The 15899-nt window shown below is 47.8% G+C and carries 11 protein-coding genes; 4 read left to right on the forward strand and 7 right to left on the reverse strand.

All coding sequences use genetic code 11. The features are described from left to right. The 4 genes from QFZ51_RS19520 to rhaT are packed head-to-tail and all read right to left on the reverse strand — an operon-like array spanning position 1 to position 5945. Positions 1–1398, reverse strand: coding sequence for an FGGY-family carbohydrate kinase (locus QFZ51_RS19520; protein WP_429048147.1), 1398 nt, complete (start codon positions 1396–1398; stop codon positions 1–3). Between the two features lie 13 nt (positions 1399–1411). Then, on the reverse strand, positions 1412–2686 hold the full coding sequence (locus tag QFZ51_RS19525) for a sugar isomerase (protein WP_429048149.1): 1275 nt from the start codon (positions 2684–2686) through the stop codon (positions 1412–1414). A gap of 34 nt (positions 2687–2720) precedes the next feature. After that, the gene (locus QFZ51_RS19530; protein ID WP_429048151.1) at positions 2721–4847 is read right to left on the reverse strand and encodes a bifunctional aldolase/short-chain dehydrogenase; all 2127 of its coding nucleotides are present in this window, start codon (positions 4845–4847) and stop codon (positions 2721–2723) included. A gap of 42 nt (positions 4848–4889) precedes the next feature. Further along, on the reverse strand, positions 4890–5945 hold the full coding sequence (gene rhaT, locus QFZ51_RS19535; protein WP_429048153.1) for an L-rhamnose/proton symporter RhaT: 1056 nt from the start codon (positions 5943–5945) through the stop codon (positions 4890–4892). 191 nt (positions 5946–6136) lie between these two features. On the opposite strand from rhaT, the gene QFZ51_RS19540 reads away from it, so the two are divergent. The 3 genes from QFZ51_RS19540 to QFZ51_RS19550 all read left to right on the forward strand — a co-directional run bounded on the left by QFZ51_RS19540 (position 6137) and on the right by QFZ51_RS19550 (position 9938). Beyond that, positions 6137–7168: a GntR family transcriptional regulator gene (locus QFZ51_RS19540; RefSeq protein WP_429048155.1), complete on the forward strand. Its 1032-nt coding sequence runs from the start codon at positions 6137–6139 to the stop codon at positions 7166–7168. Positions 7169–7203: 35 nt separating this feature from the next. Beyond that, the gene (locus QFZ51_RS19545) at positions 7204–7440 is read left to right on the forward strand and encodes a VF530 family DNA-binding protein (RefSeq protein WP_429048157.1); all 237 of its coding nucleotides are present in this window, start codon (positions 7204–7206) and stop codon (positions 7438–7440) included. 140 nt (positions 7441–7580) lie between these two features. Beyond that, a complete protein-coding gene (locus QFZ51_RS19550; protein ID WP_429048159.1) occupies positions 7581–9938 on the forward strand; it encodes an ABC transporter permease in 2358 nt (785 codons plus the stop codon). Here QFZ51_RS19550 and QFZ51_RS19555 read toward each other — a convergent pair whose 3' ends face one another. The 3 genes from QFZ51_RS19555 to QFZ51_RS19565 all read right to left on the reverse strand — a co-directional run bounded on the left by QFZ51_RS19555 (position 9939) and on the right by QFZ51_RS19565 (position 12547). Next, positions 9939–10457: a 3'-5' exoribonuclease domain-containing protein gene (locus QFZ51_RS19555; RefSeq protein WP_429048161.1), complete on the reverse strand. Its 519-nt coding sequence runs from the start codon at positions 10455–10457 to the stop codon at positions 9939–9941. A 310-nt stretch (positions 10458–10767) separates the two neighbouring features. Then, the gene (locus QFZ51_RS19560) at positions 10768–11790 is read right to left on the reverse strand and encodes a serine hydrolase domain-containing protein (protein ID WP_429048163.1); all 1023 of its coding nucleotides are present in this window, start codon (positions 11788–11790) and stop codon (positions 10768–10770) included. Position 11791: 1 nt separating this feature from the next. After that, positions 11792–12547, reverse strand: a complete 756-nt coding sequence (locus QFZ51_RS19565) for an SGNH/GDSL hydrolase family protein (RefSeq protein WP_429048165.1) — start codon at positions 12545–12547, stop codon at positions 11792–11794. A gap of 216 nt (positions 12548–12763) precedes the next feature. Between QFZ51_RS19565 and QFZ51_RS19570 the strand changes: the two genes are divergently transcribed. Further along, a complete protein-coding gene (locus tag QFZ51_RS19570) occupies positions 12764–15892 on the forward strand; it encodes a SusC/RagA family TonB-linked outer membrane protein (protein WP_429048167.1) in 3129 nt (1042 codons plus the stop codon). The last annotated feature ends 7 nt before the right edge of the window (positions 15893–15899 follow it).

The following is a 15899-nucleotide window of genomic DNA, read 5'->3' on the forward strand; positions in this document are numbered from 1 at the left end:
TCATAAAGTAGCATCATGTGTCACCGAATAATATTTCAGTTCTATCAGGTCGTTGGGCATGGACTTGCTGTTCCAGGCGGAATGGATGGCCAGTGCGGCTCCCATCGCAGTAGCCTGCGCCATGGAGGCGGCAAAGATTTCAATATCAGGAAACAGTGCAGCCAGCAGATTCATATAGATGGCATTTTTGCTGAATCCACCGTCAACGAATATACGTTTTACACGGGCTCCTTTCAGTACCCTGCTGGTGGCGATATATTGCTGATTGGCGATATCCAGCATCAGCTGATGATAGGCTTCTGTATCCGAAGAAAAACTATCCAGATCCCGCTGCCCGAATACAGATGCCTGCATCCGTTGTTTGTCGGCTTCCAGCTGCGGCGCATCCTGTTTATTTCTTTCCTTCAGCTGGCGGATGATGTTTCCATCGTACTCTACTCCACGATACCTGCCGGTATGCTGATCAAAATGTGTTGCAATACGCTTTACCTGTTGTTCGTGCTCGTAACCGGCAAACAGCCGGGAAGCCTTTACCGGCTTGCCTTGGAAAGACATATAACATAAACAATCCGCTTCCAGTTCTTCCGGTGTAAGCGGCGTATCATTAAATGGATTTAAGCTGATACACCAGGTGCCGGTAGATATCAGTACAAAAGGTTCATGAAAATTTACCAGGTATGGAATCAGTGCGGCGGAGCTGTCATGCAGACCAGTACCTACTGCGTAGCTGTTGCCCGGAAAGGCCGCGGGCATTACTTCTCCCGAAGAAAAAAGAGGCGCCAGCTTTTCCAGCACCCCTTCCTTTATTAACCACGAATGATAATTGTTTTGTTTAAAATCCCACAGGTTGGTATGACAGCCAATGCTGGTGATATCTGAGCAGGCAACACCCGACAGCAGGAAGCTCATGTATTGCGGCAGGTGCAATGCATACTTCATGCGACTGAATACTTCGGGTTGCTCATATTTCAGCCGGTACAACTGCATACCGGAATTGAGGCTTCCCAATACCGGCGACGCCGTTTGCACGGAGAAAGCGGTTTTGCCACCGTAATTGCCGTAGAACTGCTGACTTAAAGTCTCCGGATATTCTTTCAGGTAGTTGTACAATGGAGTTAATGGGCGCCCTTCTTCATCGATGTATACGAGGCTTGCGCCATACGTTGAAAAATTGATGGCTTTGATCGTTACATCTTTTCTGCTGAATACTTCCCGCAGGGAATCAAATACGGAAAGCCGGAGGCTTTCCAGGTTTTCACAGGGCGCGCCATCTTCATCCACGGTTTCCGTAAAACGGGCGGTGCGCTCAAAGATGATCCTGTACTGTTCATCAAAGAGAAACAGTTTTTTGTTGGTTTTTCCAACATCAAAAATAGCAATAACGGGAATTTCGCTCATAAACACATTTAAATTACAAACCAGTCGCCATTGTTTTAGCGCCTCTTTCACGGATCAGGTGATCCCTCACTTTTTCAGCACGGTACAACGCCAGCGGATTCAATGCGCCGCCGGCTTGTATCCTGGCGGCAGCTACCAAAGAGCGTACATCTGTACGGAACGCCTGTTGCAGTATTTCCTGTGCGGTAACCACATCGTTGTGCTGTTGTGCAGCCAGCAATTTTTTACGGTCTACAAGCAACGCCTGTGCGTAGGTGATCATAATTGCTTCCACAGATTGCAGCAGATCTTCCAGCGGGTCTTTCACGTTGTGCGAGGCGTCTATCATCCATCCCAGGCCGGTGGTATGATTCATGCCGCGGGCATCCATTCCTTCCACCAGTTCGTTGAAGATCAGGAACAGCTGGTAGGGCTTGATGCTGCCTACGGTGAGGTCATCGTCGCCGTACTTTGAATCGTTGAAATGGAAGCCGCCGAGTTTACCTTCCATCAGCAGCAGGGCTACAATCTGCTCAATGTTGGCATTAGGCAGATGATGCCCGAGATCTACCAACGTATAGGCTTTAGGGCCCAGTTTATTGGCGTACAGGAGCGACTGCCCCCAGTCGCCCACCGTAGTGGAATAAAAATTAGGTTCCGCGGCTTTATATTCCACAAACATTTTCCAGTTATCCGGCAGCGCTGCATAAATTTCCTGCAAACCTTCCAGTGTATTCTGAAAAGCATGGCGGAAATTCAGCTGGCCGGGGAAGCAGGAACCATCGGACAGCCACACGGTGAGTGCATCAGAGCCCAGTTCTATACCATGACGGATCACTTCTATGTTGTGCTCGATAGCCTGTTTGCGGATGTCTTTGTTGACATGCTGCAGCGAGCCGAATTTATAGCTCAGCTGCTGTCCGGGCTGATCCTGGAAAGTATTGGAATTCATCGCATCAAAGCGGAGGCCGTGTTGCGCCGCCATGGCTTTAATATGCGCGGGATTGGACGGAATATCCCAGGGTATGTGCAGAGAAATGGCGCCGCTGGATTGGTTCAGCTGATGAATCAACCCGATGTCTTCGATCTTTTCTTCCAGGTTCCTGGGTTCACCGCCGCCGGGGAAACGCCCAAAGCGGGTACCGCCGGTTCCCAGCGCCCAGCTGGGAATGCCCACCTGGAAAGATATCAGCTGCTGCAATATTTCAGGAACATTTTTAATTTCCCCCGAGAGATATTCAAATGCCCGCTGCTGCGCCGCCATTCCTGCCTGGTTATGCTCTTCTATCCTGTATTTTTCGATTCTCATGATAATCTTTTTTTACGTAGATAAAATAACATACTTATCTCACAAAAGCCATTGCTACTCCACCATCTACATTCAGTACATTGCCGGTTGCCTTGTTAAGTAAGCCGCCTACAAAAGCATAGCAGGCGTTGGCAATATCTTCGGGTACAATGATTTCGTTTAACAGCGTACGTTTCGCATAAAATGCGGGCAGTTCTTCCACCTTTACGCCATATGCTTTGGCCCGGCCTTCAGCCCAGGCGCCTGCCCATATTTTACTATCGGAAATTACCGCATCCGGATTTACAACGTTTACGCGTATACGATCTTTTCCCAGCTCGGCGGCATTGAGCCTGCTCAGGTGCAGCTGCGCTGCCTTGGCAGATCCGTAACCTGCATTGTTAGGACCGGAAACCAACGCATTTTTGCTGACGATGTTCAGCACATCCCCGCCGGTGTCCTGCTTGCGCATGATGTCCACACCTGCTTGCGTAACGAGGAACTGTCCTTTTACCAGTACGTCGTACAGCAGGTCCCAGTCTTTTTCTGTATGATCTTCCAGTGGTTTGGAGATCGATAACCCCGCGCAGTTTACGATGATATCGATGCCGCCAAAGGCCAGCACGGCCGTGTCGTAGGTTTTACGGATGGATGCGGAATCGGTTACATCGAGCAGGTCAGCGGCAAACACATCTTTCCCGTACAATTTATTAAACTCTTCGGTAGCAGAGGCCAGTCGCTGCGCATCGTTATCGTTGATGACCACCACCGCGCCTTCTTCCGCAAACTTTTTAGCGATCGCTTTACCGATACCGCCGGCACTGCCGGTTACCAGTGCTATTCTGCCGGTAAGCGCTTTAGGCTTGGGCATGCGTTGCAGCTTGGCTTCTTCCAGCAACCAGTATTCAATATTAAATGCTTCCTGCCGTGGCAGGGAAGTATATTCAGAGATGGCTTCCGCGCCTTTCATTACATTGATGGCGTTGATATAAAATTCAGCGGCCACCCTGGCGGTCTGTTTATCTTTTGCGAACGTGAACATGCCCACGCCGGGATACAGGATCACCACGGGGTTAGGATCGCGCATAGCCGGGCTGTTCGGATGTTTACAGGTATCGTAGTATTCTTTGTACATTTCCCGGTAGGCGGTAAATAACGGCGCCAGGGATGTTTTAATGGCGGCTATATCTTTCAGGTCTGCATCAGGCGGCAGGTTCAGTACTAACGGACTGATCTTCGTGCGCAGGAAGTGATCGGGGCAGCTGGTGCCCAGGGGCGCGAGCCTGCCGAGATCATTGGAATTAATAAATTCAAGCACTCTCGCGTCATCTGTAAAATGGCCTACCATCTTCTGTTGGGAAGAGCAGTATCCGCGTAAAACCGGCGCCAGCGCAGCGGCCTGGGCTTTACGGTCGTCAGGCGATAATGACTTTATTTTTGCGCCGCCAAACACCGGTTTATGGCGGCCGGTGTTTTCTTCCAGGTATTCTGCGCAGCGTTCAATTACTTCCAGGGTATTGATATAACTTTCGTAGGCGGTATCGCCCCAGGTGAATAGGCCATGAGAGCCCAGCATGATACCGCGGATACCGGGATTTTCGTCGAGGCACTGCTTTAATTGCAATCCAAGGTCAAATCCGGGCTTTTGCCAGGGTACCCAGCCGATAGTGCCGTTAAAGAGCTCCTGTGTGATTTTCCGGCCATCTTTTGCCGCTGCAATAGCAATGGCAGCATCCGGATGGAGGTGATCGATATGTTTGAAAGGAAGAAAACCATGCAGGGGGGTATCAATGGAGGGCGCTTTTGAGGCGAGATCATAAATGCAGTGGTTAAACAATTCCACCATTTCATCTTCATGCGCTATTCCCCGGTAAATATGCTGGAGGCTGCGAAGACGATCTACATACAAAGCGGCGAGGCCACTTTTTTTGAGCGTGCCCAGGTCCCCGCCGGAGCCCTTTACCCACATCACTTCTACGGGCTCTCCCGTTAAAGGATCTTTTGCGGTGGCTTTGCAGGAGGTGTTGCCACCACCGTAGTTGGTCAACCGGAGGTCTGCGCCGAGTAAATTGGAACGATAGATCAGCAAGGCTACTTCATCACCAGCCATAGCGGCCGCTGTTGCTTCATCCCATAAATAGCTGACATGCCTGAATTGCGTGGTAGTTCCATCTAAAGACATACTCTATAATTTTTACGTTTTTAATTGCGATAATGCGGAGGGTTAATTTTCTAAAGAATTACCATATCCGACCAGGACTACAGAAAGAATAATGGTGAATATACCCAGGGAAATAGTAACGAATGTTTTTTTACTGGCATTTTTCCATTCCTTCAGCACAAAACCCCACATACCGGAAATCAGGATAATAAAAGCCATGTGCAGGATCCAGGAGCTGGCGTCGTTACCCAGTTTACTTTCTCCCATTCCATAAAAAAAGAATTGCAGGAACCACGTAGTACCCGCGATCGCTGCAAACAGGTAGTTTTTCACCAGCGGGGTGTTTTTATTCGTATAGTCGTTGAACGAGCGGTTACGCCTGTTGAGCAGCATGCACCAGATAAAATTGGTGGTGAGCCCTCCCAGCATAATCACTACAAAAATAACATTGTTCCGGAACAAAGGGTTGGCATTATTCGCTACTGCGGCTTTGCCCATGCTGTTGCCGGCAGTAATGGCAAAACTCATACAGGCGCTCAGGATGCCGGAAACAATGGCTACGGCCAGTCCTTTGCGGAGGTCAAATTCGCGGATGCTTTCGGTTTTCTGTTCACCGGTGAGTTCCTTTTCTTTCAACATACCGGCTTTCCCGCAAATGGCAATCCCCACCAGGCACACTGCCACGCCGCATAACACGTATAATCCCCTGCTGCTGTGAAACATGGCCCCCAGTGTATTAGCGTCATCTGTAAACAGTCCACGGTAAATAGGTGGTATCAGTGCACCAAAGGCGGAACAAAAGCCCAGTGCCACAGCCATTCCCAGCGACATACCGAGGTAACGCATGGATAAACCGAACGTTAAACCGCCAATACCCCACAGCACCCCCAGGAAATAAGTCCAGAAAAGAACAGTGCCTTCTGTATTACGGATAATATCCATAAACCCCGGAACGGTTAACCAGGCAGCCAGCAGCGGAACTACCAGCCAGGAGAAGATCCCGCCCACAATCCAGTAACTTTCCCAGCTCCACCCCTTTACCTTTTTGTAAGGGATATAGAAACTTCCCGATGCGAACCCACCTATGAAATGAAATAAAACTCCCAGTAAAGCCTGCATAATGATGTAGTAATTTGTAACGTGGAAACGAATGTTCCATAAAAATAAAACATGTAACTTTTAAAACTGTCATGGACTGTCATGGTTTCCGGCAGGAGATAGTAATTGTAGAATTAAATCACTATCATTGTCGTGAAAACAGCCATGTCAGCACCTGATAGCTAATTCCGCGGATTAATACCTGATGAGCCATGAAACAGCATCCGATCTTTAAATACCTTTTTATTGATGATTTTTCTGCCACGCCTAAATATTACCAGCTGGCCAACTCTATCATCAAAGCTATTGTGGACAAAAAAGTGCAGCAGGATGATATACTGCCGTCCATCAATGAAGTCAGCTACGCTTTTGAAATTTCGAGGGATACCGCAGAGAAAGCATACAAATACCTGAAAGGGCTGGGTATCCTGGGGTCCGTTCCCGGAAAAGGCTACTATGTGTCGCAAACCAATCTTGACCAACAATTTAAGATACTGCTGCTGTTCAACAAACTGAGCGAGCACAAAAAAATCATCTATGATTCGTTTGCAGACAAGCTGGGAGAACAGGCCAATATCGACTTCTATATTTATAACAGCGATTTCAGTCTCTTTAAAAAACTGTTATCCCAGAATATTAATGAATATACACATATTGTGATACTTCCGCACTTCCGGGAAAGATGGGAGCACGTAGATGAAGTGATCAATACCATCCCGAAAGAAAAGCTTATCCTGCTGGATAAAAAGCTGAAAGGCGTGACCGGCGAATACGGCGCAGTATACGAGAATTTCCAGGAAGATATTTACGGCGCCCTGGAACAAGCCAGGGACAAGCTGCAGCAATACCACACTATTAAAATCATTTACCCCGATAATACCTATTACCCGGAAGAAATTTATGAAGGATTTATGCAGTTCTGCCAGAACTATGCCTTCAACAGCAAGAAGGTGGAAGAGATAGGAGAAGAAGATATTCAGCCGGGAGATGTATATATTAACCTGCGGGAAAATGACCTGGTATTGCTGATTGAAAGGATTATTTCCTTAAACCTGAAGATAGGTAAGGATGTAGGGATCATTTCCTACAACGAAACACCGTTGAAAAAATTCATTCTCAACGGCATCACCACTATTTCCACCGACTTTAGGTGTATGGGAGAAATGGCTGCACAGCTGATACTCGATAACTCCCGGGCACAGATAGAAGTACCTTTTTATGTGACCATGCGGGCATCTTTGTAATTACCTTACCTTTGGGCTCTTAAAAAAGGAACAACATGGAAACACCAGGCGCATCCAAAGACCCGCTGCACGGACTAACACTGGAAAAAATAGTGACACATCTTTATGAAAGCTATGGCTGGGAAGAACTGGGCTACCAGGTAAGGATTAATTGCTTTATCAGCAATCCTTCTGTGCAGAGCAGTTTAAAATTCCTCCGTAAAACGCCATGGGCGCGTAAAAAGGTGGAGGATTTTTATCTATATTCTTTACGGAAGAAGTTATTGAAGTAGTGTCCGGAACCGGACACGCACCTTTTCAAAACCGGACATCCCTCCTCTTTTAATCTTTCCTTACATACTGAAAACCAGCATTTTAATATGATGGCATTTACTTCGCTGCAAGTTAGCTCCATCCGATAAATTGCATTTGCATGTTCAGCAGTTATATTAAAACAGCTTTCAGGACGATCACGCGGAATCTCAGCTATACATTTCTGAATGTATTTGGCTTAACGCTTAGCATTGCGGCCTGCCTGATCATTTTTCTCATTGTAAAAAATGAGTTGAGTTACGATAGCTTCCACAAAAAAGCGGATCGGATTTACCGAGTAACATTCAATGCCCTCGATTATAATCCCAGTACCTCACTGGCGGTGGTACCCGCACTGCGTAACGATTTCCCGGAACTGGAACAGGTATCGCAATACTGGTACCAGGCTACCGGGCTCGTAAAGGCAGGTGATGCACGATACAATGAAAAAGGATTTGCTTTTGCAGATGCGGCCTTCCTGCAGCTGTTTGACTACCACTGGCTGGCAGGAGATCCGCGCACGGCGTTGTCGGAGCCGAACCAGGTGATACTGACACAAAGTATGGCCGGAAAGTACTTTGGCACCAAAGACCCAATGGGCCAGGTGATCAACCTGAACAACCAGTTTAATCTTAAAGTAACCGGTGTTGTTGAAGATTTGCCGGGCAATACCAGTCAGCCTTTCGTATTCCTGGTTTCCTACGAAACCATCCGGAAGGAAGCGCTGGCGCAGGCCTCATTCTACAACATCAGCGGAGGCAATGCATTTGTATTGCTGCCGGAACACTATAATGCAGCGAAGTTGCAGGCCAGGATGCCCGCCTTTATTACTAAAAACTGGGGCGCAGATGTTGCCGCGGGAACAAAACTGTTACTGCAGCCGTTGAAAGAAATCCATTTTGACCAGCGTTACCAGAGTAGTCCTGCCAGTCCTACCACCAGCCGGGAAACCTATTGGGGCCTTGCTATGGTGGCGTTGTTTATCATTATTACCGCCTGTATCAATTTCATCAACATGGCTACTGCACAAGCGATACGCCGTGCAAAAGAGGTGGGTGTACGTAAAGTGCTGGGGGCTTACCGCGGACAACTCATCCGCCAGTTCTTGTCTGAAACCGCTTTACTGGTGTTGATTGCCGTTGTGCTGGGAACAATAGCTGCAGGCATTTTGCTGCCTTTTGTGGCCACCTGGATGAACGTGAAAATCGGGGTGTCACAATTGATGCAACCGGTCATTGCAGCGTTGCTGGCAGCAATAACGGTAACGGTTATACTTTTAGCGGGCCTGTACCCCGCCTTTGTACAATCCGCCTTTCAGCCCGCAGCCTCTCTTAAAAGCAATACGGGTATTACCTTCCGGGGATTGGGTTTAAGAAAGATCCTGGTATCCACCCAATTTGGTATTTCACAGATCCTGATTGCAGGTACGCTGATAGTAGGCTACCAGATGGACTTCCTCCAGAACCGGGACCTGGGTTTTAATAAAGATGCCGTGGTTTCTTTCCGGGTTCCTGACAAAGAAAAACGTGATATTTTGCGGGAACAATTATTATCCAACCCAGGTGTAAAGCAGCTGAGCTTTGCTTCCGGACCGCCGGTAGGTGGCAGTAATTATGCCGCCTTTACCTGCCCTGAAGCCGGTGTTATCAAGGATGATGTAACAGAGATGAAAGCCATTGATGAACAATACCTGGATATGTTTTCCATCAAACTGCTGGCAGGTGAAAACCTCCGTAAATTAACAGATGCAGATACCGTGCGCCGGGTGCTGGTCAATGAAACCCTGCTGCACAAAATTGGCATGCAAACACCGGAAAACGCCATTGGTAAACGTTTCTACATCAATGGCAGCCCCACCCAGATTATGGGTGTGGTACAGAACTTTCAAAGTGAATCACGTTATAAAAAAGGAAGACCCTGTGTGCTGGAATACAGCTCCAATGGCTTTAGAACCGCCTGTGTAAAGATACAACCGGCAAATATGCACAACACGCTTTCTGGTATTGATAAGACCTGGTCGGCGCTCTTTACGGAGAACCTGTTTGAATACGACTTTCTGGACGACCGGATTGCCAATTTATATAACCAGGAGCAAAAATTATATACCGCCTTCAAGCTCTTTTCGTCTCTTGCCATTCTGATCGGTTGCCTCGGATTATACGGCCTGGTGGCCTTTGCAGCGGTTCAGCGCACCAAAGAAGTGGGTATCCGTAAAGTACTGGGTGCTTCCCTCCTGAACATCGTTGGCTTATTTGCAAAAGAATTCATTGTGCTGATCATCGTCTCCTTCGTCATTGCGGCGCCTGTGGCCTGGTTTGTAATGGCGCGCTGGTTAGACAATTTCGCTTATCAGACCCATATCGGCGGCGGCATTTTCGTTATTGCCATCCTGGTATCTGTATTGATAGCAGGAGTTACCATCGCTTACCAGTCGGTGAAAGCCGGGCTGGCAAACCCAGTTAAAAGTTTACGGATGTAGCTACAGTTTAATTTTCAGACCCATTTCGCGTTTCATGGTAAGCAGGGCTTCTGCATTGCCTTTCGCGTCATCTACCGGGTGATGTGTATGGGTTGTTTTGCGCAGGTGTTTGAAGGTCTGGAAAGTATCTTTTGTAATGCCTTTGTACAAGCTGCCGAGGTTTTGGGAGCTAAATCCAAATGGATTTTCACCGGTAAAGTGATGAAAATACCAGCAGATAAACATCCAGTCGAACCCGTTGTTATCGCTGATAAAAATGGGCCGGTCCTTACTAACGGAGATAATCCATTGTTTAAAGTCCTGCATCACCTGTGCGGGATCATTGAAGCCCAGGGTATCCTCCCGCGTGTGATTAGACACGGCCAGTGCTTCCGGGATAAATTTATCGGAAATGGGTTTCAGCTGACCGTAAAAAGATTGATTGAGTTGTTCATTTACCAGAACGGCGCCAAAAGAAATCATTGAGTAATCGCCGGGAATGGGACCATCTGTTTCAACGTCCACCATAATAAAAGCCATGTTTTATAGTTTGTTGCCTTGGGATCACTAAGGCGTTATACATCTTCCAAAAATATAAAAATATTATATAACAAAGAAAAAGGCATCCCGGCTATGCCAGGATGCCTTTAACGCCAAAGCGTTAACAGATTCTCTAATGGAGCCGCCCGGGTTAAACTAAATTAACCTTAGGTGTCCATGAATATTCTGTAGATAGCATGAATACCTCCTTTTCTTTGGTGAGTAATGAAACTACAACAAAATATCTGAATTAGAAAACGTTACAACAAAAAAATAACATATCGTTGCAGTGGAATTATGTAAATAGTTGTTATTGCTTCTTTATAACAGTTGGCAATAATATTTCCCGGACGTTTTTTTCAAAGTAATAGGCCCTGGGTATATCTTTTTCGCTATATCCCACATTTTCCATTACGACAAGACTGCTGCCTGTAGCCGGGTAGTAGAAGTTAATCAGTGTAAACCCCAGCTGGGGCATATATCCTGTATGTCCCATCTCCTGCTTATCGTCGCTGACCACAATACCATAGCCGGTTCCTATAGACCCGTATACCGTGTGCTGCCGGTGTTCCCAAACATGCGTCATTTGCTGGTAGCTGCTGTCGTTCAGCAATTTCCCTCCATATAGCAATTCATTCCATCGTACCAGGTCGCGGGCAGTGGAAACCACGCCTGCACCTGCGTAGTGCCAGTCGGGTATGGTGTCCGTACACGCTTCCAGGCTTCCGGATGCCGTTTCCTGGTAGCCCTGCACGGCCCGCTTCCGGCCGGTAATACCGGAGTGCTTCATGCCGCATTTTTTAAACAAGGCATCTGCCAACTCCGTATAGGGCTTACCGGTAGTTCGTTCCAATACGGATTTCAGCAGGGAATAGCCAAAGTTGGAATAAGCGTACCTGGTGCCGGGCGGAAAGGCCAGCGGGGCATCAAACCACACTACGCCGGAGGTATGATTCAGCAGCTGGTGGATGGAGACGCTGTCTGCCCAGCTATCTTTTATTTCCGGTAGATAAGTATGCAATGTTTGCTGCAGCTGGATATGTCCTTTTTCGACTTCCTGCAAAACCATTACAGCCGTCATTTGCTTGGTAATGGACATAATGATAAACGGATCATCGATATTCAGCGGCTGCTTTGCTTCGCGGTTGGCGTAGCCATAGCTTTTAGTATAGAGCGTTTTGCCCTTTTGTGTAATTAGCACTACCCCGTTGAACGGGCGGGGACTTCTGACGGTTAGCAGAGAGTCAAGCCGGTTGGAAAGTGACTGCTGTGCGGCAACCAGCCCGGCAGCCAGCACCAGAACGCCGGTAAGGATGAATGAACGGGTTTTCAATTTATTTCTTCTTTAATGCTGTGGCTATTGCTTTTTCCGCCAGTGGCCCCATCACGAGGTAGCCGGCTTTATTGGGGTGTACACCATCGTAGGTGAGCTCGGCTTTCAGGCCTTTTCTTTCATCAGCCATCGCCGTATAATAATCCAGGTATACACAATTATTTTTGGCGGCGTAGTTTTTAAGGCGCTGATTCAGGTCGGCGATCTTTCCAACCGGCTCCAGTCCTTTACGCCATGGATAATCAAATGCCGGTATTACGGAAGACAGCACCACTTTGATGCCGTTTGCTTTGGCCAGTTCCGCCATCGATACAATGTTCCCGAAAATCGTTTCCACCGGGGTAAAGCCGGTATTGCCCGCAATGTCGTTGGTACCTGCCAGGATCACTACCACCTTTGGTTTCAGGTTAATCACATCAGGACGGAAGCGGATCAGCATTTGTGGCGTGGTTTGTCCGCTGATACCCCGGTTGATGTAGGGTTTGCCTTCAAAAAACTCCGGGTTCAGCTTTCCCCATCCGATGGTAATGGAATTACCCATAAATACTACCCGTTGTTCGCCCGGTTTGGGCGCGGTAACCTGGGTATTCGCTTCCTCAAAACACTTTAAACAGGCCCAGTCCTGTTTCATCAACTCTTCCCGCTGTTTCTTTTCTTTTGCGGCAGCATCAGCGTCCGTAGTATTCTGCGCAAAAGCCGTAGTGCCCAATATGGCAAACAGGGCTACCAATGTCAGGCTTTTTCTGTTCATGATCATACGTCAGATTTTTAACTGTCTGCATTTTAATAAATGCAACGGAAAGTAACAATATTTTCCCGGCTTTTACAAACGCCTCTTTGATACCAGTTAACATGCCCTGATACAGGACAGTACAGGACAGTACAGGACGCAACAGGACAGGAATGTATTATTCTTCCGCTAAATTTATTTCCGTTAAGTAATGCCGTTTCATCAAACCAAATTCCACTCGTTATGATCAGAACTTCCACCCTTTATCAAAAAGGATCTTTCTTTCCCGCACGTTTTGGCATCACTTGCTCCGCTCTGTTATTCATCAGCACTTTCACCTATGCACAAAAGAATAACGTTGGCGGTCAGGTAACAGATGCAGGAACGGGCTCCCCGCTTCCGAGTGTAACCGTTGGCGTTAAAGGTACCAGCCAGGGTGCATTCAGTGATGCCAACGGGAGATATACGATTTCCGCCAGTCCGTCAGACTCCCTTGTTTTCAGCATCATTGGTTATGCCAGCAAAACTTATGCTGTAGGCAACCGTACCCGCATCAGCGTACAGCTGGAGCCAAGTAATAAAGTACTCAACCAGGTAGTGGTTGTAGGATATGGTACGCAGCAGAAAAAAGATGTAACTGGATCTGTGGGTATTGTTACCATGAGAAATATTAAAGACATGCCGGTGGCTGGTCCCGACCAGGCATTAGCCGGCCAGATTGCCGGTATCCAGGTAAGTACCTCCAATGGTATTCCCGGCGGCGGTCCACAGGTACAGGTACGCGGCATCGGCGCAGTGGGTGCAGGCAGCCAGCCCCTCTACGTAGTGGACGGTTACCCGCTGGCATCTTCTTCCGACCAGGTATCTGATCCGATGAACGCTATTAACCCGCAGGATATCGAATCCATGGCGGTGTTGAAAGATGCTTCTGCAACAGCTATTTATGGTTCAAGAGGCGCCAATGGCGTGGTGCTGATCACTACCAAACGAGGCAGCTCCGGTATTCCCCGGGTGCAGCTTTCTGCCAACTATGGTGTTCAATCCATCCCTGATAAAGGACGCCCAAACCTGATGAACGGACAGGAATTTGCACAGTTCAGAAAAGAAGCGATTGAAGATAATATCCGTTTCACCGAACACCGCGAACCTACTGATGCCGACATACCGGAAGTTTACCGCAATCCTGCACTGATCGGTAAAGGCACCGACTGGTTTGATGCCATTACGCGAACAGCACCCATGCAGGATATTAACCTGAGCGTGAGTGGTGGTACCGATAAAATCAGGACCTATGTCTCCGCTGGTTATTACAACCAGGATGGCGTGATCATCAACTCCGGCTACAGACGTTTCACAGTAAGAGCCAATGTGGATGCCAATCTCTCCGACAGGTTCAAGGTAGGCTTTAACGTAGCCCCTTCATACACCACGCGCAAAGGCAACACCAACGGGGAAGGCCGCGAAGGCGTTTTTGGTATTGCGAGCCCTATAGAGCCAATCTATAAGGCAGACGGCAGTTATAATGAGTATATCCAGAGTCCGGGTACTTTTGGTCTCCCGAACCCGGTAATGATGCTCAATGAAGTGACCAACAAATCCAAGAGCACCCGTATCCTTTTCAACACTTACGGAGAATATGAAATTATAAAGAACCTGAAATTTAAATCCACTTTCAACGTAGATTACCAGGAAGGAAGCGCTGAGTTCTTCCGGCCTTCTACTATTGGTAACACCAATGCAGCGCCGCCAAGTATTCCTTCCGGAGGTTACATCACCGGAAATTACCTGAACTGGCTGAATGAAAATACGCTCACTTACCAGTACACCAGCGGCAGCGGGCATGCCATTACCGGGTTGCTGGGGTACAGTGTCCAATCACAGAAGGAACAAAATGTGGGCATCAATGCTGCCAACTTCCCGGACGATGATATTAAAACCATCAACGGTGCAGCTACCCTCACCAATAATCCTAATGTAACAGATAAAACAGAGTGGGCATTATTATCTTACCTGGCCAGGGTAAACTATGCTTATAAAGATAAATACCTGGTAACCGCTACTGTGAGAAGTGATGGTTCTTCCCGCTTTGGCCCCAACAACCGCTGGGGTACCTTCCCTTCCGTGGCATTGGGATGGCGCGTATCACAGGAAGATTTTATGAAGTCCTCCCGTGTGTTCAGCGACCTGAAGATAAGGGCATCCTATGGCTTCTCCGGGAACTTCAATATCGGTAACTACACCTACATGAGCAGCATCGGCACCAGTGATTATGTACTGGGTGGTGCGCTGAATGGTGGCCGTGTAATGAACACCCTCGGCAACCCGAATCTTGGCTGGGAAAAAATGCGTGAATTAAATATAGGCGTTGACGTTGGTTTGCTGAAAGACCGCATCTACCTGACCATCGATGCTTATAAAAGAAATACACAGGACCTGCTGTTAAACGTGGAAGTACCGCAGTCCAGCGGCTTTACCACCGTAACAGAGAACAGCGGCGACATGGAAAACAAAGGACTGGAAATTGGTATCTCCTCCCGCAATATAGAATCCAAATCTTTCACCTGGACCACCAACTTTAACATTGCCTTCAACCGCAACAAAGTGCTGGCATTAGGAAAAGACAATGCCCCTATCTATTCCGGTAACAGCAGTGAAGGCAATCCTACCAACGTAAGCATTGTAGGCCAGCCGCTCGCCATGCTGTATGGATATGTATTTGACGGCATTTACCAGAACCAGGCGGAAGTAGATAAAGGCCCTGCTTTCCCCGGTGCTATTCCGGGTAATATCCGCTTTAAAGATATCAGTGGCAACGGGGTGATTAATCCGCGGGAAGATTTCGCGATCATCGGTAATCCGTATCCCGACTTCAACTGGGGCTTAACCAACATCCTGAACTACAAAAAATTTGACCTCCGTGTATTGGTGGTTGGCTCTATGGGCGCCGATCGCTTACATGCCACTAATGACTACAACGGTAATATCGACGGTGTATTTAATGTACGCAAAGATGTAGCCAATAGGTGGAGATCAGAATCCAACCCGGGCAATGGCAAAGTACCTACTACCAATGGTTCCGGCCGCGGCAGGGTAATGTACCGCGACGTAAGTTCACTGACTGTAGAGAAAAATAATTATGCCTGGGTGAAGAATATTACATTGGGCTACAGCCTTCCTAAGATGGGATTTGTGGAAAGCGCCAGGGTATATGTAAGTGTGCAGAATGCCATCCTGTTTACCAACTACAGCGGCAATCCTGAAGTAACCAACTACATGGGCAAAGGTGGAAGCGGCGCACTGGTACCTGGAATCGACTATTCCAGTTACCCGGTTCCAAGAATTTATTCACTGGGCGCCAATCTCTCCTTTTAATTCAGTC

Origin of the sequence: Chitinophaga sp. W3I9 (assembly GCF_050434025.1) — a bacterium.
Taxonomy (GTDB): Bacteria; Bacteroidota; Bacteroidia; order Chitinophagales; family Chitinophagaceae; genus Chitinophaga.